Consider the following 19,497-nt stretch of genomic DNA (forward strand, 5'->3'; position numbering starts at 1 on the left):
GGGCGGAGGTGGGCTCCAGGCACCCGAGAGGCCTGAGTCTGATGCGCCGCCAGGGTGCTGAGGCAGCTCGATGTCATCTGGAGGCTCGGCCACGTAGTCCGACTCGTCGTAGCGCGAGGCTCCGAAGTCACGCGGCGCAGCCTGGACGTTTGGGGCCTGCGGGCCTTGTGCGGACTCGTCGTGGCGCGAGGCTCCGAAGTCACGCGGCGCTGCCTGGACGTTCGGGGCCTGCGAGCCCCGTGCGGACTCGTCGTAGCGAGTGGGGATTGCGTCGCGCGAAGCGTCCTGGGCGAAGGGCGCCTGTGAGCCTTGTGTGGCCACAGCGTAGCGTGTGGTGTTTGCGTCGCTTGAAGCGCTCTGGGCGAAGGGTGCCTGTGCGGGCTCGGCGTAGCGAGCGGTGTGGGCGTCGGGAGGAGTCCCGTCCGAGTGCGGCGTCTGGCCCCCTTGCGTCGACTCGGTGAATCGAGCGGGCCCTGCACCGAGCGGTGCTTGAGGAACCTGGGTGTGCTCGCTGACTCGAGCCGCGCCCGTGTCGCGAGGTGCTCCCTGGGTCGACCACGGCGCATCCCCCCCTATCCGAGTATCGACATCGGAGAGAGGCCCGGACGCGCTTCCAGCGGGCGCCGGTACCGAAGGGGCACGCGCTATCGAAGCAGCGGAATCAAAGGCTGTACCGCGAGCCTCCCAGGTGGGGGGAGGCGGGGCGGAGACTTCCGGACGAGGAGCCTGGCGGGGCTCAGGCGCGAAAGTTCGTGGAGCTGGAGCGACCTCCTGGCGCTCCAGCATTGGTCTTGTTGGCACCCTCACCCTGGGGAAGTCCGGCGGCGAGCCGGTCTACCCGCGCCAGCAGCTCCGGAATGGATCCACCCGGCGACAACTGGATGGCCTTCAGGAGCGCCATCTCCAACGCGAGCCTTGGCTGCGCCGCACGGGACACATCCCAGACGCTGCCGTGCACCACGTCGAACAGGCGGGTGAGCTGCGCGCTCTCTGCTTCCTTCGCCAGCGCGATGAGCGCCTTCTGCTCGGACTCAGCCAGTTCGGCGGGCGCCTCGCCCAGCGTCTTCGTGACGAAGAGGTGGCGCAACTGGAGCGCCAGCTCCTCCGCGAGCCGCTTCAAGTCGAGCCCGCGGTTGAAGACCTCCTCCACGCGCTCGAGTATGCGCTTGGCGTCCTTGCGCACCAGCGCCTCGGCGAAGTCCTGCACCATCGTCCGGTCGATGGCGCCCAGGGCCTCGGCGACTTCTTCATCCGTCGGACTGGCGCCACACGAGGCGAGCACCTGGTCCAGGAGGCTCAGCGCGTCGCGCATGCCGCCCTCGGACTGGCGCACGACGAGCGACAGCGAACGGTCGGAGATGCCCGCGCCTTCCGCCTTGCAGATCTCCTGGAGCCGCTGGAGCATCCGCGCCGCGGAGATGCGGCGGAAGTTGTGACGCTGGCAGCGCGAGAGAATCGTGTCCGGGAGCTTGTGCGCCTCCGTCGTCGCGAAGATGAACTTCACGTGACCGGGCGGCTCCTCCAGCGTCTTGAGCAGCGCGTTGAACGCCGCTCCGGACAGCATGTGGACCTCGTCGATGATGTAGATCTTGTGCCGGTCTCGCTGCGGCAGGTACTTCGCGTTCTCGCGAATCTCGCGGACGTTCTCGACGCCGTTGTTGGACGCACCGTCGATCTCCGCCACGTCCACGCTGGTGCCGTTGGCGATTTCGATGCACGCCCGGCACTCGCCGCACGGAGTCGCCGTGGGGCCCTTCTCACAGTTGAGGGCCTTGGCGAGCAGTCGAGCGGCCGTCGTCTTGCCGACACCACGAGGGCCGCAGAACAGGTACGCATGAGCGACCCGGTCCATCTTGATGGCGTTCGCGATGGTCCGGACGACGTGCTCCTGTCCGGTCATGTCATCGAACTTCTGCGGGCGCCATTTACGCGCGAGGACGAGGTAGCTCATGGGGGCCTTCATCTAAACACGATGGCGCGGAGGATCCATCTCCAGGCGCTGGGACTCAGCGTCCCAGGGCCTTGAGGACCACGCCCGCGGCGTTGTGGCCGGCCGCGCCGATGACGCTGCCGGCGGGGTGACAGCCCGCGCTGCAGAAATAGAGCCCCTGCACCGGCGTCTCGTAGGGCAGCCGGTCGGTGAAGCCCCGCTTGTTGTCCACATGGTGGATGTGGCCCCCCGTGATTCCGAAGTGACTCTCGATTTTCGGGGGCGTGAGGGCGAAGTACTCCTGCACCTTGTCACTGGTCCCCGGGGCGAAGCGGTCGCAGATGGAGAGCAGATGTTGCACGTAGCGCGACTCCTCCTTCTCCCACGTGGTGCCCTCCAGCTTGTAGGGCACCCACTCCACGAAGAGGGCGGAGTTGTGGTGCCCCTCGGCGTCGCGCAGCGTGGGGTCCACGGTGGTGTGGATGTACCACTCGATGGAGGGGAACTCCGACAGCTTGCCCGCCTGCGTCTCGCGGTACGAGCGCTCCAGCGCCCCGAGCACGTCGTCCTCCTGCGGCAGCAGGTGGATGGTGGGACCGAACTGGCCCTTGTCCTCGGGCAGACAGGTGAACCTGGGCAGGTCCTTCAGGCACAGGTTCACCTTGAGCGTGGTGCCCGGCACCGCCATCGCGTTCACCTTCGCGCGGTAGTCCGCTGGCAGCGCCGCCGAGTCCACCAGCTTCAGCGTGCGGAACGGGTCCCCGTTGGAGATGACGACGTTGGCGCTCAATTCCTCGCCATTCTCCAGCACCACGCCCTTCACCACGCCCGCGTCCACGCGAACCGAGGTCACCTTCGCGCCCGTGCGGATGGTGGCGCCGTACTTGCGCGCGACGTTGGCGATGGCCTGGGTGACGGTGCCCATGCCGCCGCCGACAATCATCCACGTGCCGCCGCTGCCGGGCAGTCGGCACATGTTGTGGACGAGCAGGTTCATCCCTGTCCCCGGCGTGTCATAGCCGCCGTCCAGCCCGGAGAACGCGTCCGTCACCGCGTACATCGCCTTCACGAAGTCGGACTTGAAGCGGAAGCGCTCCAGGTACTGGCGCGCCGAGCCCCGACATAGCTGGATGAAGTTCTGCCGCAGCGCGGGACGGATGTAGCGCTCGGCGGTCTCCTCGATGGAGAGCGGAGGCAGGAGCCACGAGGGGGCCAGGTCGTCGCGCAGCGCGCCCAGCTCCGTGTTCATCGCCTGGTTGGCCTCCCAGTCCTCCTGGGAGAAGAACTCCAGGAACTGGCGCTTCAGCTCGCGCTCGTCCGAGCCGAACAAGAGATATCGCTTGCCCGTGGTGGGCAGGAAGTAGTGCGGGTCCCTCCGCTTGAGGGGCAGGTCCAGCTCCAACTCGCGCAACAACTCCGGCGGCATCAGGCCCAGGAGGTACGCGCCCGTGGACACGCCAAGCCCCGGCGCGCTCTTGAACGGGTACTCCGTGCGGCACGCTCCGCCAATGACGTCCTTGTCCTCCAGGACAGTGACTGACAGGCCCCGGCGCGCGAGCATCGCCGCTGTCACGAGCCCGTTATGTCCCGCTCCCACCACGATGACGTCCGGCATGTGTCTTCCTCCTCAGGGAACCGCGTTCCTACCCGAGCGAGGGCCTGCCGGACAAACGTCACCTGGCTTGCACCCGGGCGCGGGGCCGGGGAGAGTCCCCACCGCCCGTGTCCGCACCCCTGCCCGACGCACCCACCGCCCCCGTGTCGCTCGAGAACCCGCCGGCCGATGCTCATCGTCCCGAGCCTCGGAAGCACACACGCCTCACCTGGTTGTCGCTCGCGGGTGTGGCGCTCCTGCCCGCCATCGTCGCCGTGACGCAGCTGGGCCGCATCCATCCCGACGAGGTCTATCAGGCCCTGGAACCCGCCTACTGGCGCGTCCACGGCTACGGCGTGCTGGCGTGGGAGTGGCGCGATGGCATCCGCAACTGGGCTGTGCCTGGGGTGCTGGCGGCCTTCCTCAAGCTGGCGCGGATGCTCGGTATCACCGACCCCCAGGGCTATCGCGCGGTGGTGGCCGTCCCCCAACTCGCGCTGCATGCGTGGAGCCTGTGGGCCGCATACCGTTTCTCCGCCCGTCGAGCTGGCCCCGCGGGAGGCTGGCTGGCCGTCCTGCTGCTGGGCCTCTATGGACCGGTGCTCGTCTTCGCCGGACGCACGCTGGCGGAGTCGTTCTCCACGTCCTTCCTCGTGGTGGCGATGGAGGCGTTGGACCGGCGCGAGCGCGAGGGCAGGGCGGGCCTCGTCGGTGGCGCGGCCCTGGGGTTCGCCGTGGTCACGCGCTACCCGTCCGCCATCTGTGTCGTCGCGGCGCTGCTCTGGTTGATGGCCGCCCGACGCTGGAAGCTCCTGGCCTTCACCTGCCTGGGGGGACTCGTGGTGGCCGCGGGGCTGGGCCTGCTGGACCACGTCACCTGGGGCAGCCCCTTCCATTCGTTCTTCAAGTACGTCCGCTTCAACGTCCTGTCCGGAGAAGCGGCGGCCCGTTTCGGCTCGGCGACCCCGGGCTTCTACGCGATGCCCCTGTTGATGGCGGTCCCCCTCTGGGGCTGGGCCGCCGTGCCGCTGGGCCTCTGGGCCCTGAAGCGCAAGGCCGGCGTGTCCCTGCCGCTCACGTGTGCGGGCATCTACCTGGCGGTGCTGCTGGCCACCGCGCACAAGGAGGAGCGCTTCCTCTACCCGGCCCTGGTGTTGGGACTCCTCGCCGCGGCCCCCGTTATCGCCGCCTTCATCACCTCGCGGGCCCACGGGGCAGTGCGCTGGGGGCTGGCCACGGTGGCGCTGGCCTCGGGGCTCGCTTCCGCGTTCTTCTTCCCGCCCAATGATCTCCGCGCGGACCAGTTCCGCGCCATCGTCGCGGCGACCCGGATGGGAGGCGCGACAGGGCTGGTCATCGTCAACGAGGGGCTGTGGGGCTCCGGCGGCTTCTTCTACCTGGGCCAGGAGATTCCCTGGCTCACCTGCGACTGGCCCCGGGACGGCGCCTTCCAGCAGGGCATGCGCGAGCGGCGCTTCAATCGCGTTGTCACCTTCGAGGACCGGGCCCTGCCTGAAATCCAGGCGGCGGGCTTCCGAATCGCGAAGCGCATTGGCCGAGAGACGCTGCTCGTCCGCGACTGAAGCCGAGTCAGAAGCTCGGTAGGGGAGGGCGTGAGCAAGGCGCCTGGCGTCCCCTCGTGTTCTTACCCGCAAAGGCGAAGAGCCAGACCCCCGAAACGGGAGACTGGCTCTTCAGAACGGCCGGGACACACGCGGTAGATCGCTACCGTTGCTTCCTTCCGGACCTGGCGGGGTTCGCGCCCCCACGTTGTCCCGACCACAAAGGATGTAGACATCGACTGCTGAAACAACAACTACGGAGAGGGTGGGATTCGAACCCACGATACCCTTTCAGATATACACGCGTTCCAGGCGTGCGCCTTCAACCGCTCGGCCACCTCTCCAAGAAGTCTGGAGCGGAGAGCGTAGGATTCGAACCTACGATACCGTTCCCGGTATGCCTGATTTCGAGTCAGGTGCCTTCGACCACTCGGCCAGCTCTCCAAGTATTCAATTGTCGCGTCGCTTCGCGCGCAAGCGCTCGAAGAACGACTTTAGAAGAATCCGGCTGTCTTCCGCCAGGATACCACTCGTGACCTGGAGCCGGTGGTTGTGACGAGGCTCTTCGGCCAGATTGTAGAGAGAGCCGACTGCACCTGCCTTCGGGTCCATGGCGCCAAAGACGAGGCGCGTCACCCGGGACTGCACCAGCGCACCGGCGCACATCGCGCACGGTTCCAACGTCACATAAAGCGTGACGCCCGTCATCCGCCAGACCCCCAGATGCCTGCGAGCGGCATCCAGTGCGAGGACTTCCGCATGGGCGAGGGGATTGCGGTCCACTTCGCGGCGGTTGAAACCCGTTCCAATGACGTTTCCATCATGGACCGCTACCGCACCGACGGGGACCTCTCCGAGTGTCGCGGCTTCCCGCGCGAGCGCGAGCGCCTGCTGCATGAAAGCTTCGTCGTCACTCATGGAGACGGCGTGAAAAGAAGGGAGCGCTCCCTGGAGGATTCGAACCTCCGGCCTTCGGATTCGTAGTCCGACGCTCTATCCAGCTGAGCTAAGGGAGCAAAATCTTCACGCACTGCTACAACAACAGGTGGCGGAGAGAGAGGGATTCGAACCCTCGATACCCTTTCGAGTATGCAGGTTTAGCAAACCTGTGCCTTCAGCCTCTCGGCCATCTCTCCAACTCTTCTCTGTCAAAGAACCGCAAAATTCAAGCACAAATTCGGAGGCGGTAGGATTCGAACCTACGGAGAGCTTGCACCCTCTGCGGTTTTCAAGACCGCTGCCTTCAACCGCTCGGCCACGCCTCCATACAACAACTTCAGCCGGCGGTGTCCCTCGGACCGACGTCGACCGTGGGGCCGCCCTTCTACCTCATTCCGCGCCCGTTGCAAGCGGATGATCACAGTTCTAGAGCGGCTTCAGTTCCTTGATGCCGCCCATGTAGGGCCAGAGCACTTCCGGGATGGCGACGGTGCCGTCGTCCCGCTGGTAGTTCTCCAGGATGGCGATGGAAGTGCGGCCCACCGCGAGCCCGCTGCCGTTCAGGGTATGGACGAGCTGCGGCTTGTCCCCCTTCTGGGCCCGGAAGCGAATCTTCGCCCGGCGGGACTGGAAGTCGCCGCAGTCCGAGCAGGACGAAATCTCCCGGTACGCGTTCTGCCCCGGCAGCCAGACCTCGATGTCGTACGTCTTGCGGGCGGAGAAGCCCATGTCTCCGGTGCACAGCAGCATCACCCGGTGGTGCAGGCCCAGGCGGCGCAGGATGTCGCACGCGTCGTCCGTCATCGACTCCAGCTCTTCCAGGCTCTTGTCGGGCTGGGCGAACTTCACCATCTCCACCTTGTGGAACTGGTGCTGGCGGATGAGGCCGCGGGTGTCCTTGCCGGCGGCGCCCGCCTCCGCGCGGAAGCACGGGCTGAAGGCGCAGTAGCGGATGGGCATCGACTCGCCCTCGAGGATTTCGTCCGCGTGGTAGTTGGTGACGGGCACTTCCGCGGTGGGGATGAGGAAGCGCTCGGGGTCGCCCAGCGTCTTGAAGGCGTCATCCTCGAACTTGGGCAACTGGCCCGTCCCCATCATCGTTTCGCGCAGCACCAGATAGGGCGGAAGCAGCTCCGTGTAGCCCTTCTGGGTGTGCACATCGATCATGAACGTGACGAGCGCACGCTCAAGCCTCGCCAGGGCGCCCTTGTAGAAGGTGAAGCGGCTGCCGGAGACCTTCGCGGCGCGCTCGAAGTCGAGCATGCCCAGCTTCTCCCCCAGCTCGAAGTGCTGCTTCGGCGTGAAGGGCAGGTTCGGCTTCTCACCCCAGCTCTTCACCTGGACGTTCTCGTCCGCGCTGGCTCCTACGGGCACGGACTCGTGCGGCAAGTTGGGGATGAGCAGGAGGATGCGGTCGATCTCCTCCTCCACTTCCTTGAGGCGGTTCTGCTTGTCCTTGATGTCCTGGGAGACGGCGCGAAGGTCGCCGCGCAGTGCGTCCAGCGCATTGGGGTCCTCCTTCGCCTTCTTCTTCATCTCCTCGTTGGCGGCGTTGCGGCGCGCGGCCAGCGCCTCCATGGAGGCGAACAGCTTCCCGCGCTCGGAGAACAGCGCCTGGAAGGGGCCGAGGTCCAGGTTGCCGCCCCGCGTCTTCAGGCGAGCGACGACCGCATCGAAGTTCTGCGCAACGTTCCGGAGGTCCAGCATGGGGGACGCCTTGTAGTCACCCTCGGTGGGCGTCAGCAAGACTCCTCGCGCCCGGGGTGCTCAAGGGCGGACGCCCCGACCGCCGGGGGCCTGACGCCGGCCATCCCTGGAAGGACGGCCGGCTGTCGGCTGGCGGCTAGTTCTGCAGGTCGTAGATCTCTTCCTCGATGTCCTTCTTGTCCGTCGCGTCCGGCTTCTTCACGAGGTAGTCCTTGAAGGCCTGCACGGCTTCCCGGCGCTTGTTCTTCTCCTTATAGGCGAAGCCCAGGTAGTAGTAGGTCATCGGGTTTTCCGGCTCGACGCTGGAGGCCTTGCGGTACCAGTCGATGGCCTTGGCGTGCTGGGCCTGCTCGGTGAAGGCGCGGGCGACCTTGTAGTAGACGTGTGTCAGCTTCGCGTCCGCCTTGAGGGCCGTCTGGTAGCGCTTGATGGCGTCGTTCCAGCGGGCCGCGTTGAAGTACGCGTCGCCGATGGAGCCGAGCACCCGGGTCCGGCGCGGGTCTGACTTGAGGCTGTCCTCGAAGGAGGAGATGGCCTCGTCGAACTCGCCGTTCTCCAGGTGGGCGTGGCCGAGTGCCTCGTGCGCGTCCGCGTTGGCCGGGTCCAGTTCCACGGCGGTGTTCCACTCGCGCATGGCGTCCGGCAGGTTCTTCGCGTCGCGGAGGATGACGCCGTAGGCGTAGTGGTAGTCGGGGCGCTTGGGGGCGCGCTCCACGGCCTTGCGCATGGCGTCCATGGCCTGGGTGAACTCCATCCGCTTCGCCTTCACGAGCGCCAGATAGTAGAGCGCCTCGTGGTTGGAGGGCTCGTTGCTCAGCGCGAGGCCCAGGTTGCTCTCCGCGCCGGGCAGGTCTCCACGCTCCAGCAGCACCGCGCCCAGGGTGATGGGAATCGTGGTGGAGCGAGGGTCCTCCGCCTTGGCCTTCTCCAGTTCGGCCACGGCCTCGTCGAGCTTGCCCAGGCGCCACAGCACGATGCCGCGCTGCAGCCGACCGTCCTTCAGCAAGTGGGGGTCCAGCTCCAGGGCGCGGTTGGCCTCCGTCTGAGCCTTCTCCAGGTCGTTGTTGAGCAGCGCCACGCGCGACAGGCCCAGGTGGGCGTCGGCGAGGTTCGGGTCGAGCTGCACGGCGCGCTCGAACTCCTGCTGGCCGAGCAGCGCGTTGTTCTCCGCCAGGGCCAGCTCACCCAGACCGGCGCGCACGCCCGCGAGGTCCGGGGCCTTGGTGGCGGCCTGCTCCAACTGGGTGCGGGCCTCCGCGTTGCGGCGCTGCCGCAGGTAGAAGCGGCCCAGGTAGAGGTTGGCCTCCACCAGGGTGGCGTCCGCGGCGATGGCGCGCTTGTAGTGGCCCTCCGCCTCGGAGAGCTTGTCCAGGGCGTCCTCGATGCGGCCGTAGAGGTAGGCGATGCGGGCCTCATTGGGGAAGCTCCCGCTGGCCTTCTGCACCGCCTCCAGCGCGGCCTGCATCTTCCCGGTCATCACCAGCGAGGTGATGTGGCCGTCGGCGTACTCCAGGTTGTCACCCTCTTCTGAGGCCAGCGCCGTGTACAGCGGCAGGGCGCCTTCGTAGTTGCGCTGGGCGCGCATCACGTGGGCCAGCTGCGCCTTGAGGAAGTCGGACTGAGGGTCCTTCTCCAGGGCGGACTTCAGCTCCGCCTCCGCCTCCTTGGGCTTGTGCTGGTGGAAGAGCGCCACGCCCTTGAGTCCCCGGGCGCGAGCGAGCTCCGCGGGACCGAGCGCGGACTGGACGTCCTCGGCGAGAGCCTCCTCCACGGACTGGGTGCCCTTCTCGGCATCCTTGCGCACCAGCAGCTGCACGGCCGCGAGTTCCACGGCGGAGGCGGCGTGCTTGCGGTCGGCCTCGAGCGCGGCGGCGTACGAGGCGGCGGCCTCGTCGGCACGGCCCGCGGCCTGGTGCAGGTTGCCCAGCGCGTGGTGGGCCTTGGCGGACTTGGGGTCCGCGGCGAGCACCTTCTTCAGCGTCTCGATGGCGCTGTTCTGGTCGCGCTTCATCGCCTGGGCCTCGGCCACGAGGAAGGCCAGCTCCAGGTCCGCCTGGTTCGCCTCGCGGCTGAAGGCGTCCAGCAGCGGGGGCAGCGCCGCGTCCGCCTGTCGGGAGGTGAGCGCGAGCGACGCGGCCGCCTTGATGACGTCGACGTCCTTCTCGCCCAGCAGCGCGATGTCCGCCATCGCCTCGCGGCAGCGGCTCATGTCGGCCATGTCGGCCGCGGCGTACTTGCGCTGCAGGTAGTAGACGGACTGGCACCACAGCGAGCGCACCGCCGGATACTCCTTCTCCTGGAGCGCCTGCGCGGAGAGGGTGTGCGCCTGCTTGTAGCTGGCGAAGGTGTCCTGGAGGAGCGCCTGGCGCGCCTGGCTCACGAGCTGCGCCTGGGGCGAGCCGTCCGAGACGCGCGCGGGGAAGATGGCCCGGCGACCGAAGGCACCGTAGCGCGTGCCGAACTCCGTGCCCACGCCGATGCCCAGCATCAACACGGCCACGCCGGCGGCGATGAACAGGGGGATGCGCTTCTTGATCTTCGCATCGGCGCCACTGCGGTCCACGACGGAGACCGCGGCCATGCGACCTTCGTAGAGCTGCTCCAGGCGACGCATGTTCGCCTGCGTTCCACCCGGGTCGGCGCGAGGGGCTTCGGAGTCCGACGCGGTGGCGACGGGCGCGGCGGCCACGACCTTGGACGGGCCCTCCATCAGCCTCTGGATGGCGGAGGCGAAGGTGGGGATGGTGCCGATGGCCGACCACGACTCCGAGTCCAGGGAGACGTCCTCGTTGCCGAGCAGCTGCCCGTCCTCGAGCATCTTGACGACGACGCCCTCGTCGAACGGGCCGAACACCTTGCCGGAGCGGCGGCGGACGTGGAAGCGGCGCACCTTGGCGCCGGCCTGGCCCGTCTCGCGGCTCGCGGCGTCGTCGATGAAGGACAGCATCTCCAGACCGTCCGCCGGACCCGCGTTGGGCGGGGGCGGCAGGGGGTCGGAGAGGTCCGCTTCCAGGTCGTCACCGGGCCTCGCGGTGGGGTCGAACTCGAGCGAGTCCGGGATGCCGGGCGACGCCGCGGGAGTCGGCGGCATCCCGAAGTCCACGTCGCCAAAGTCCACCGAGGGGTTGAACGACGCGGGAGGCGCGGCGGGAGGCGGGGGCTCGGCGAAGTCGAGGCTGAAGTCCGGCACCGGCGCGGGCGCGGAACCGAAATCCGCGTTGAACCCGGGCGAGGGGGGTGATGCGAAGTCGAACGACAGGTCCTGCGGCTGCGCGGCTGGCGACGGCAGGTCGGAGAAGTCCATCCCGGGCGCGGCGGGCGATGGCAGGTCCGAGAAGTCCATCGCTCCCGCGGTGGGCTGCGACGCGGAGAACGGATCCTCCCCCGCGGGCACGGGCAGCTCGGCGAAGTCGAACGACGGTCCCCCCGAGGGCGGAGGCGGCAGCGCGAAGGGGTCCTCCGTCATCGGCGCCTGCGCATACGCGGGAGGCGGAGGCAGCGCGAAGGGGTCTGCTTCCAACGGCGGAGGCGGCAGCGCGAACGGGTCCTCCGTCATGGGCGCCTCCGCGTACGCGGGAGGCGGAGGCAGCGCGAACGGGTTCGCCTCGACCGGGTAGCCGGCATGCGCGGGGTTGGGCGTGGGAGGCAGCGCGAAGGCGGTGGCTTCGCCGCTCGGGGTCTCGACGTCGAAGGCGAAGGGATCCGCTTCAGGCTGCGCGGGCACGGGAAGCGCGTCGTCGGAGAAGTCGAAGTCGCGCGCGGTGCCCGTCACGTCGGGCATTTCGACGGAGCCGTGGGCCAGGTCCACCGGCGGCGCCAGCGAGTCGTCCGAGAAGTCGAACTCGCGCCCCGCCTTGGGCGGAGGGGGTGCCGCGGGCCGCGGCGGCTCGCGGAACGCCGCGTTGGGCATCGGAATGGCCACGACCCGCGTCACGTCCCGGTCCTGGCGGACGGGCGGCTCCACGTCGTCGAAGCCCTCGCTGAACGCGTCCACCGCGCCCGGCAGGGGAATGGCGCCAGACGAAGACGCGACACCCGGCAGCGGGATGGCACCGGAGTCGAAAGGCGCGGAGGCACCAGGCAGTGGAATGGCGCCCGCGTCGTAGCCGAAGTCATCCTGCGGAGCGGAGGCGCCGGGCAGCGGAATGGCGCCCGCGTCGTAGCCGAAATCATCCTGCGGCGCGGAGGCACCGGGCAGCGGAATGGCGCCCGCGTCGAAGGCGAAGTCGTCGTGCGGAGCGGAGGCACCGGGCAGCGGAATGGCACCCGCGTCGTAGCCGAAGTCGTCGTGCGGAGCGGAGGCGCCGGGCAGCGGAATGGCACCCGCGTCGTAGCCGAAGCCATCGGACTGTGGGGCGGCGCCCGGGAGGGGAATGGCCTCGTGCCCCAGGGCGATGGCCCCCGAGGGCGCGGCGCCCGGGAGGGGAATCGCGATGGCGCCCGACGGCGCGGCCCCGGGGAGGGGAATCGCGGCGGCGCTCGGCGCGGACGCACCAGGCAGGGGAATGGCGGCGGCCGACGGAGCAGGCGCGGCAGGGGCCGCTGCGCTCACTCCCTCGGGTCTGATGGGGAAGGTGGTCTGGCACCGGGCGCACTTGAGCTTCGCGCCACCCGGGGGGATCCGCTTGTCATCGATGTTGTAATTCGTCTGGCAAGACGGGCAGGAGACTTTCATGGGGTTCCTTCGACGGGACCGGCGCGCGCAGGCTACCAGAGGCGTTTCCAGCCCGGAAAGAACGCGCCAGCCCGCAGTGGAAGCGGTCCCCCCCTTTACTCCCAGGCGGGCGGCCGAGGGGGCTTGAGATTTCGCGCCCCTGGCACCGCGCGTTCGGCTCCCCCTCACCCGGAGGAGGTGGTAGGACCGACCCGGTATGGAACCCATCGTCATCCTGGGAGCGGGGCTCGCGGGTCTCTCCACCGCCCATTTCCTCCAGAAGCCCTGGCTCCTCATCGAGAAGTCAGACCGGGTCGGCGGCCTCATCAAGACCGAGGTCATCGATGGGTGTTATTTCGACCCCACCGGGCACTGGCTCCACCTGCGGGACGCCGAAATCCAGGAACTGGTGAACACACGCTGGCTGCCGGGGCAGATGGTCCGCATCCAGCGCAAGGCGGGCATCTTCACGCGCGGCGTCTTCACGCGCTTCCCGTACCAGGTGAACACCCACGGGCTGCCGCCGGACGTCGTCGCGGAGAACCTCGTCGGGTACGTGGAGGCCATCTACGGCGAGAAGGGCCGAGCGCTGCGTGAGCGGGAGCCTCGCGACTTCGAGGAGTTCATCCTCCGCTACATGGGCGAGGGCTTCGCGAAGAACTTCATGGTGCCCTACAACCAGAAGCTCTGGACGGTGCACCCCCGTGAGCTGTCCGCCGCCTGGGTGGGTCGCTTCGTGCCCCGGCCCTCTCTCAAGGAAGTGGTGGACGGAGCGCTCGGCGCGGGCAGCGACGCGGTGGGCTACAACGCGTCCTTCGTCTACCCGCGCGAGGGCGGCATCGAGAGCCTGGCCCGCGCCATGCTGCGAGACTTGAAGGGCGGCGAGTTGAGCGTCCGCACCGAGCCCACCTCCATCGACTGGAAGGCGCGCAAGGTCGTGCTGTCCGACGGCCGGACGCTGTCCTACTCGGGGCTGGTGTCCACCGTGTCGCTGCCCGGCCTGGTGCGACTCCTGGCCCAGGGCGCCTCGGGAGTTCCCGACGAGGTTGTCGCCGCCGCGAAGCGTCTGCGCGCCACCACCGTCACCTACGTCGCCGTGGCCGCCAAGGGCGCCAACCGGCAGCCCTGGCATTGGATCTACCTGCCGGAGCCGGAGTTCCACACGTACCGCATCGGCTCACCCTCGGCGGTGTACGACGCGCTGGCCCCCAAGGACACCGCGACGTTCTACGTGGAGTACAGCCACCACGGCGAGCTGTCCCCGGCCGCCGCGGAGAAGTACGCCGTGGAGGACCTGCTGCGCTCGCAGATGATCCACTCCGCGGACGACGTCCTCTTCGCCCAGGCCCGGGAGATTCCCCACGCCTACGTCCTCTACGACGACGCTTACGGGCCCGCGAAGGCGGAAATCCTCCGTTTCCTGGAGCACGCGGGCATCCTCACGGCGGGCCGCTACGGACAGTGGGAGTACTCGTCCATGGAGGACGCCATCCTTGGCGGGCGGGCGTGTGCCCGGACGCTGAACGGCTGACGAAGTCGAGACGCGCCGCGCCGCATCTTGTCGACGGGTGGCGCGGGGCATGCTAGGCGGACCGGACCGCAGCCTGTCCGGACCTGATTCCATGGCACCGCACCTGTCCGTCGTCATCCCTGTCTACAACGAGGAGTCCATCATCACCTCGGCGGCGGACGAGCTCCGCCAGGGGTTGGATGCGCGTGGACTCGACTACGAAATCATCTTCGCGGAGAACGGCTCCCGGGACGCCACGCCGCGCATCCTCGACGAGCTGTGCGCGAAGCACCCGCGCCTGCGCTGGTTCCATTCGGAGCGCCCCAACTACGGCGTCGCCCTCAAGGCCGGCATCAGCATGGCCCGGGGCACCTACGTCATCTGTGACGAAATCGACCTCTGTGACGTCACCTTCTACGACGCGGCGCTGCCGCGCCTGGAGCGGGGCGAGGCGGACATGGTCGTGGGTTCCAAGGCGGCCAAGGGCGCCAGCGACCAGCGCCCCCTCATCCGCCGCGCGGCCACCCGGGTGCACAACAAGCTCCTGAAGGTGACGCTGGGCTTCCAGGGCACGGACACGCACGGGCTCAAGGCGTTCCGCCGCGAGGCGCTCCTCCCGGTCATCCAGAAGTGCGTGGTGGACATGGACGTGTTCGCCAGCGAGTTCGTCATCCGCGCCTGGCGCGAGGGGCTGAGGGTGATGGAGATTCCCATCCAGCTCCACGAGAAGCGCCAGCCGTCCATCCACCTCTTCAAGCGCGTGCCCAACGTGCTCAAGAACGTGGGCAAGCTGTTCTACGTCATCCGCATTCGCGGCACGTGAGCAGGGGAGGGCGCACACCGTGAGGCTGGCGTCCATCTCCGTCGACCTCGACTCCCTGCCGCACTACTGCCGCATCCACGGCCTGCCGGAGTCGCTGCTGGATGCGCGCGCCCGCTCCCTCGTCCATGCCGTGGCGGTGCCTCGTTTCCGCGAGCTGCTCGACACGCTCGGCGCGCCGGGCACCTTCTTCGCCATCGGCGAGGACCTGGAGGCGGACACCATTGCCTCCTCGGGTATGCGCGCGGCCCATGAAGCGGGCATCGAGGTGGCCAGCCACAGCCACTCGCATGACTACGCCCTCACGCGCCGGGGCCCCGCCGCCATCCTGGAGGACCTGCGGCGCGCCGATGCGGCCATCCTCGCGGCCACGGGCGTACGGCCCGAGGGCTTCCGCGCGCCGGGCTACACACTGAACGCGGACCTCTACGCGGCCACCGTCGAGCTGGGCTACCGGTATGGCTCCTCCGCGTTTCCCGCCACGCCGTACTACGCGGCCAAGGCGGCGGTGATGGGCGCGCTGTCGCTGATGGGGCGCCCGTCTCGCTCGGTGCTCGACACGCCTCGCGTGCTGCTCGCGCCCCGCGTGCCGTACCGCCCGGACCCGGCCCGGCCCTATCGACGGGGCACAGGCTCGGTGCTGGAGCTGCCCATGGCGGTGACGCCCGCCCTGCGCTTCCCGTTCATCGGCACCTTCGCCACCACGCTGCCGCTGCGGACCCTGCGAGGTGCGTGGCGCTCCTGCCGCCGCGACGCGTTCTTCAACTTCGAACTCCACGGCGTGGACGTGCTGGACGCAACGGACGGGATTCCCGGCGAGCTGGTCCGACAGCAGCGGGACCTGCGCGTTGGCGCGACGCGGAAGCTCGAGCGGTTGCGTGAAATCTTCGGCTGGCTGAAGTCCGAATGCGACGTCGTCACGCTGCGAGACGCGGCCGGGCGGCTGTCCGCCACGCTCTGAGCGTCACCTGGCCACGGCGGGCGAGCCGAGCACGTCCACCACCGAGTCCAGCACGCGCGGGTCCGTGAGCATCCACGGGTGGAGCAGCACGGGAAAGGTGCGCTCGCTGGCCCCCGGTAGCCGTGAGCTGGAGGCGGGGAGGATGGTCAAATCCCACGGCGTCCAGAAGCTGTGCACCTCCGTGCTGCCCCAGGGACGAGGGTCCTGCTGGAGTGCCCGCAGGAGTCTGCTGCCGGGCCTCATCTGCGCCACGCCCTTGCCTCGTCCCAGGAACGCCAGGCCCGTGCCCGCATGAGGGCCGGAGATGGAGACGAAGCGCCTCACCACCAGACGCCCTCCGAGCAACTGCACCCAGTAGCGCGTGACGAGCGCCCCCATGCTGAAGCCCACCACGTCCACGCGGCGGGCGCCGGTGCGTGCACGCAGGGCCTCGGCCTCACGGGCCACCTGCCGGGCCAGCACGGGAATCCCCTCACTGCCGTTGTTGGGGACCATGGAGAGGGCGTGGACATGGGGCCAGCCCTCGAGCTCCAGCCGGCGGCGCAGCAGGTCGAAGGCGCTGGCGTCGTCGCCAATGCCATGGACGAGCAGCACGGGCACGCGCTGCTCCACGGGCGCCAGCCGTGGAGACGACGCGGCGAGCGCGGCGGCCGTCACGGCGCACCCCGAGAAGAGCCAGGCCAGGCCCAGCAGGACGAGCATCGTGCGCATGCGGGGCGAGACATGGCGACGTCACCCCTGGCTGGCATGGGGCCACGGGGGCATTCGTCCACTCGTGGCGGCCCGGGGCTCAGGTGCCGTCACGCAGTGCACTCCAATCCGCTCGCACCTGGTCGGCATAGGCCCGCGCGAAGGCCGACAGCCGGCCCGTGGCCTGTGCCGCGTCGTCGCCCACCCAGGACCGCAGCTCGCGCGCCTGCTTGGGCGTGGCGCCGTGGGCCCGAGCCAGGACCTGGCCCACCTGGGTGAAGACCGAGACCAGGTCCTTCTTTCCCGTCAGCGCCCCGTCTCCCAGCTTCGCCTTCTCCGGCTCCAGCTCGCGCACCAGGAAGGCCCGCCCTCCCATGCGAGTGGCACCGGTGAGCGGGTTGGCGTGGCTGGAGAGCCGGCGCTGCGCGTCCACCACCGCGCTTCCGTCCGCTGGAAGCGGAGGCGACTCCACGCTCGGGGCGAGCAGTTCCTTCAGCTCCAGCAGCACGGGAGGCGCCTTCGGGTCCGCCGCGCGCGCCAGCACCCAGTACCGCTCCAGCCCATAGCTGCTGCCGCCCGCGTCCAGCCGCTGGGCCACGTCCAGCACGCGCGGCGGCAGGGCGATGTCCTGCCGTCCCGTCAGCGCGGCCAGGGAGTCCGCCAGGGCGGCCCGCACCTCCCGCTGCTTCGCGGGGGAGACCGACTTCAACGTGTCCGAGGTCCGGAAGCTCGCGGCGTCAGGGCCCTCCATCCGGGCATGTTTCTTCACCAGGGCCTCTCGCGAGGTGTCGTTCGCGTCCCCGAGGAGGTCATCCACCGGGCCGGTGGCCTCCTTCTTGGTGAGGAATGCCCCGGGGTTCTCCGCACCTCCGGCGAGCGACTCGAGTGTCGAGAAGTATGCGTCCGCGAAGGCCCGGAGGATGACCTCTTGTTCCTTGGAGGACAGCCCCGACTCGCGCGCGGTGAGCACGGCGCTGGTCGCCATGCGCGTCAGATCCACCTCCGGCGAGCCGCGCCCGGCCTGGTCGAAGTCGTTGAGTCCCCACACCGGCTTGCCCTCTGGCCCGCGGAAGGTGCCGAGGTTTCCCACGTGCGCGTCACCCACCACCGGGATTCGGGGCGCGGGGCGGTCCACCAGCCGGGCCTCGGCGAAGTAGGGGCCTCGCAGGTCCGCGTGGAAGAGCGCGGGCATCATCCGGAAGAAGGACGAGGGGCGCTCGCGCATCAACGCCAGCTTCTCCTCGAGGCGCGCGGGAGGCAGGTCCAGCCGCGCATGGAAGTCCTGGCTGAACGTCACCGCCTGCCCGGGCGCGCGTCGGAGGGTGGACGCGGAGGCCCTGGCGCTGCTGGCGGGCGCCGAGACGGGAGCTGCGGCCTTCGGGGTGGAAGCCGCGGGGCGGGGACGAATTCGCATGGGCGTGGGCCCCTCACGTTATCCCGGATGGGCACGGCAAGGTTTCCCCACTCCCGGTACGGGGGCCGGTGGTGTAAAGAACCAGGGATATGCTGGAGCGACTCGGCGACCGAGTGAAGAAGGGCCTGCGCGAATGGACCGACCGCCTGGCCAACGACGAGCAGAAAGAGCGGATGCAGGCCCTGGTTCGGCCTGAGAACGAGTACGGGGTCGACCCGTTCGGCTACAACCTCGACTTCAGCCTGTCGGCGGTGGCGCCCTTCCTGTGGCTCTACCGCAACTACTTCCGCGTGGAGACCTACGGCATCGAAAAGGTCCCCGCCGGCCGCGTGCTGCTGGTGTCCAACCACTCCGGCCAGCTCCCCCTGGACGGCGCCATGATTGGCGTCTCCCTGATGCTGGAGGCCAGTCCGCCCCGCGCCATGCGCAGCATGGTGGAGAAGTGGGTGCCGTCCCTGCCGTACGTCTCCACCTTCATGGCGCGCATGGGCCAGATTGTCGGCACGCCGGAGAACTGCCGGCGGCTCCTGGAGTCCGACGAGGCCATCCTCGTGTTCCCGGAAGGGCTGCGCGGCATCAACAAGCTGTGGCCCCAGCGCTACCAGCTCCAGGAGTTCGGCCTGGGCTTCATGCGCCTGGCGCTGGAGACGCGCACGCCCATTGTCCCCGTGGCCGTCGTCGGCGCCGAGGAACAGGCCCCCGCGCTCATGGACCTCAAGCCCGTGGCGAAGCTGCTCGGCTTCCCGTCCTTCCCCGTCACCCCCACGGGCCTGCCCTTCCCGCTGCCCACCAAGTACCGCCTGTACTACGGCGACCCGATGCACTTCACGGGACGCCCGGACGACGAGGACAGCGAGCTGGACAAGAAGGTCCGCACCGTGAAGGCGGCCATCCAGTCCATGCTTCACCAGGGACTCAAGGAGCGTCGCGGGGTGTTCTGGTGAGCGCCCGCGCCCCAGCTGACGGTGTTATGAGGCTCGCACCATGAGACCGGCCGTCGTCGTCACGGGTATCAGCGGCAACCTCGGCCGCACCCTCGCCAAGCTCCTCCACAAGCACGAGCGCATCATCGGCATCGACCGGCGTCCCTTCGTGGGCCGGCCGAAAGACGTGGAGATGTACGAGCTGGACCTGCGCAAGAAGAAGGCGGAGGACGTCTTCCGCAAGAACGAGGTCCGCGCCGTCATCCACATGGGCATCATGCATGACCCGCGGATGAGCGAGGAGGAGCACCACTCCTTCAACGTCGTGGGCACCACGCGCCTGTTGGAGTACTGCGCGAAGTACGGCGTGAAGAAGGTCGTCGTGTTGTCCTCGGCGAACGTCTACGGACCCAGCCCGGACAACTCCAACTTCCTCACCGAGGACGCGCCGCTCATGGCGGCCAGCCGCTTCTCCGGCGTGCGGGACTTGATTGAAGTGGACATGCTCGCGCATGGCTTCTTCTGGAAGCACCCGCACATCGAGACGGTGATTCTGCGGCCCGTCCACATCGTCGGGCCCACCATCAAGAACGCGCCCTCCAACTACCTGCGCCTGCGCCACCCGTGGATGCTGGCCGGCTTCGACCCCATGGTGCAGCTCATCCACGTGGAGGACGTCGCGCGCGCCATGGTGGCGGCCCTGCGCCCGGAGCCCAAGGGCGTCTACAACATCGTCGGCCCCGGAGAAGTGCCCCTGTCCGCGGTGATGCGCGAGCTGGGCAACTCCCCCATC

The 19,497-nt window shown here is 68.9% G+C and carries 13 protein-coding genes, 5 tRNA genes and 1 other RNA gene; 6 read left to right on the forward strand and 13 right to left on the reverse strand.

Going from position 1 to position 19,497, the window contains the following annotated elements:
- Positions 1-736 precede the first annotated feature (736 nt).
- Positions 737-1,951 (reverse strand): DNA polymerase III subunit gamma/tau, encoded by a 1,215-nt coding sequence (dnaX, locus tag HR086_RS29870; protein ID WP_141647245.1) that lies wholly within the window; start codon positions 1,949-1,951, stop codon positions 737-739.
- A 55-nt stretch (positions 1,952-2,006) separates the two neighbouring features.
- Positions 2,007-3,545 carry an NAD(P)/FAD-dependent oxidoreductase gene (locus tag HR086_RS29875; protein ID WP_174467338.1) on the reverse strand — a complete coding sequence of 513 codons (1,539 nt, stop codon included), beginning with the start codon at positions 3,543-3,545 and terminating at the stop codon, positions 2,007-2,009.
- A gap of 107 nt (positions 3,546-3,652) precedes the next feature.
- Here HR086_RS29875 and HR086_RS29880 point away from each other — a divergent pair, with 107 nt between their 5' ends.
- Positions 3,653-5,107: a glycosyltransferase family 39 protein gene (locus HR086_RS29880; RefSeq protein WP_174464193.1), complete on the forward strand. Its 1,455-nt coding sequence runs from the start codon at positions 3,653-3,655 to the stop codon at positions 5,105-5,107.
- A gap of 110 nt (positions 5,108-5,217) precedes the next feature.
- Here the strand turns inward: HR086_RS29880 and ffs are convergent.
- From ffs to HR086_RS29925, 9 genes are all read right to left on the reverse strand, one after another.
- Positions 5,218-5,310: signal recognition particle sRNA small type (gene ffs, locus HR086_RS29885), an RNA gene on the reverse strand.
- Positions 5,311-5,343: 33 nt separating this feature from the next.
- Positions 5,344-5,430: transfer RNA gene (locus tag HR086_RS29890), tRNA-Ser, on the reverse strand.
- A 13-nt stretch (positions 5,431-5,443) separates the two neighbouring features.
- Positions 5,444-5,530, reverse strand: a tRNA-Ser gene (locus HR086_RS29895).
- A 6-nt stretch (positions 5,531-5,536) separates the two neighbouring features.
- Positions 5,537-6,004, reverse strand: a complete 468-nt coding sequence (gene tadA / locus HR086_RS29900; protein ID WP_141647247.1) for a tRNA adenosine(34) deaminase TadA — start codon at positions 6,002-6,004, stop codon at positions 5,537-5,539.
- Between the two features lie 24 nt (positions 6,005-6,028).
- Positions 6,029-6,102, reverse strand: a tRNA-Arg gene (locus HR086_RS29905).
- Positions 6,103-6,132: 30 nt separating this feature from the next.
- Positions 6,133-6,222 (reverse strand) — tRNA-Ser (locus HR086_RS29910).
- A 42-nt stretch (positions 6,223-6,264) separates the two neighbouring features.
- Positions 6,265-6,351, reverse strand: a tRNA-Ser gene (locus HR086_RS29915).
- A 100-nt stretch (positions 6,352-6,451) separates the two neighbouring features.
- Complete coding sequence (gene serS, locus HR086_RS29920; protein ID WP_174464216.1) at positions 6,452-7,732, reverse strand: serine--tRNA ligase; 1,281 nt, start codon at positions 7,730-7,732, stop codon at positions 6,452-6,454.
- 136 nt (positions 7,733-7,868) lie between these two features.
- Positions 7,869-12,407, reverse strand: a complete 4,539-nt coding sequence (locus HR086_RS29925; protein WP_174467339.1) for a tetratricopeptide repeat protein — start codon at positions 12,405-12,407, stop codon at positions 7,869-7,871.
- A gap of 196 nt (positions 12,408-12,603) precedes the next feature.
- Here HR086_RS29925 and HR086_RS29930 point away from each other — a divergent pair, with 196 nt between their 5' ends.
- From HR086_RS29930 to HR086_RS29940, 3 genes are all read left to right on the forward strand, one after another.
- A complete protein-coding gene (locus tag HR086_RS29930) occupies positions 12,604-13,917 on the forward strand; it encodes an NAD(P)/FAD-dependent oxidoreductase (protein WP_141647249.1) in 1,314 nt (437 codons plus the stop codon).
- A gap of 91 nt (positions 13,918-14,008) precedes the next feature.
- The gene (locus HR086_RS29935; protein WP_141647250.1) at positions 14,009-14,719 is read left to right on the forward strand and encodes a glycosyltransferase family 2 protein; all 711 of its coding nucleotides are present in this window, start codon (positions 14,009-14,011) and stop codon (positions 14,717-14,719) included.
- Between the two features lie 19 nt (positions 14,720-14,738).
- Entirely contained in the window at positions 14,739-15,677 is a 939-nt protein-coding gene (locus HR086_RS29940; RefSeq protein WP_174467340.1) for a polysaccharide deacetylase family protein, read from the forward strand.
- 3 nt (positions 15,678-15,680) lie between these two features.
- Here HR086_RS29940 and HR086_RS29945 read toward each other — a convergent pair whose 3' ends face one another.
- Positions 15,681-16,388 carry a triacylglycerol lipase gene (locus HR086_RS29945; protein WP_254626522.1) on the reverse strand — a complete coding sequence of 236 codons (708 nt, stop codon included), beginning with the start codon at positions 16,386-16,388 and terminating at the stop codon, positions 15,681-15,683.
- 79 nt (positions 16,389-16,467) lie between these two features.
- Positions 16,468-17,781, reverse strand: a complete 1,314-nt coding sequence (locus HR086_RS29950; RefSeq protein ID WP_174467341.1) for a DUF2252 family protein — start codon at positions 17,779-17,781, stop codon at positions 16,468-16,470.
- 89 nt (positions 17,782-17,870) lie between these two features.
- Here HR086_RS29950 and HR086_RS29955 point away from each other — a divergent pair, with 89 nt between their 5' ends.
- Together HR086_RS29955 and HR086_RS29960 are read left to right on the forward strand one after the other, a co-directional pair.
- Positions 17,871-18,725: a lysophospholipid acyltransferase family protein gene (locus tag HR086_RS29955; protein ID WP_141647253.1), complete on the forward strand. Its 855-nt coding sequence runs from the start codon at positions 17,871-17,873 to the stop codon at positions 18,723-18,725.
- Between the two features lie 40 nt (positions 18,726-18,765).
- Positions 18,766-19,497 (forward strand): SDR family oxidoreductase (locus HR086_RS29960; RefSeq protein WP_174467342.1); only part of this gene is annotated, 732 nt, incomplete at its 3' end.

Origin of the sequence: Myxococcus sp. CA039A, from assembly GCF_013336645.1 — a bacterium.
GTDB classification, from domain to species: Bacteria; Myxococcota; Myxococcia; order Myxococcales; family Myxococcaceae; genus Myxococcus; species Myxococcus llanfairpwllgwyngyllgogerychwyrndrobwllllantysiliogogogochensis.

Coding starts and splice junctions, on each gene's coding strand:
- HR086_RS29925 (WP_174467339.1), bottom strand. CDS start 12,407: ATGAAAGTCTCCTGCCCGTCTTGCCAGACGAATTACAACATCGATGAC.
- HR086_RS29955 (WP_141647253.1), top strand. CDS start 17,871: ATGCTGGAGCGACTCGGCGACCGAGTGAAGAAGGGCCTGCGCGAATGG.
- dnaX (WP_141647245.1), bottom strand. CDS start 1,951: ATGAGCTACCTCGTCCTCGCGCGTAAATGGCGCCCGCAGAAGTTCGAT.
- HR086_RS29930 (WP_141647249.1), top strand. CDS start 12,604: ATGGAACCCATCGTCATCCTGGGAGCGGGGCTCGCGGGTCTCTCCACC.
- serS (WP_174464216.1), bottom strand. CDS start 7,732: ATGCTGGACCTCCGGAACGTTGCGCAGAACTTCGATGCGGTCGTCGCT.
- HR086_RS29945 (WP_254626522.1), bottom strand. CDS start 16,388: ATGCGCACGATGCTCGTCCTGCTGGGCCTGGCCTGGCTCTTCTCGGGG.
- HR086_RS29950 (WP_174467341.1), bottom strand. CDS start 17,781: ATGCGAATTCGTCCCCGCCCCGCGGCTTCCACCCCGAAGGCCGCAGCT.
- HR086_RS29935 (WP_141647250.1), top strand. CDS start 14,009: ATGGCACCGCACCTGTCCGTCGTCATCCCTGTCTACAACGAGGAGTCC.
- HR086_RS29875 (WP_174467338.1), bottom strand. CDS start 3,545: ATGCCGGACGTCATCGTGGTGGGAGCGGGACATAACGGGCTCGTGACA.
- tadA (WP_141647247.1), bottom strand. CDS start 6,004: ATGAGTGACGACGAAGCTTTCATGCAGCAGGCGCTCGCGCTCGCGCGG.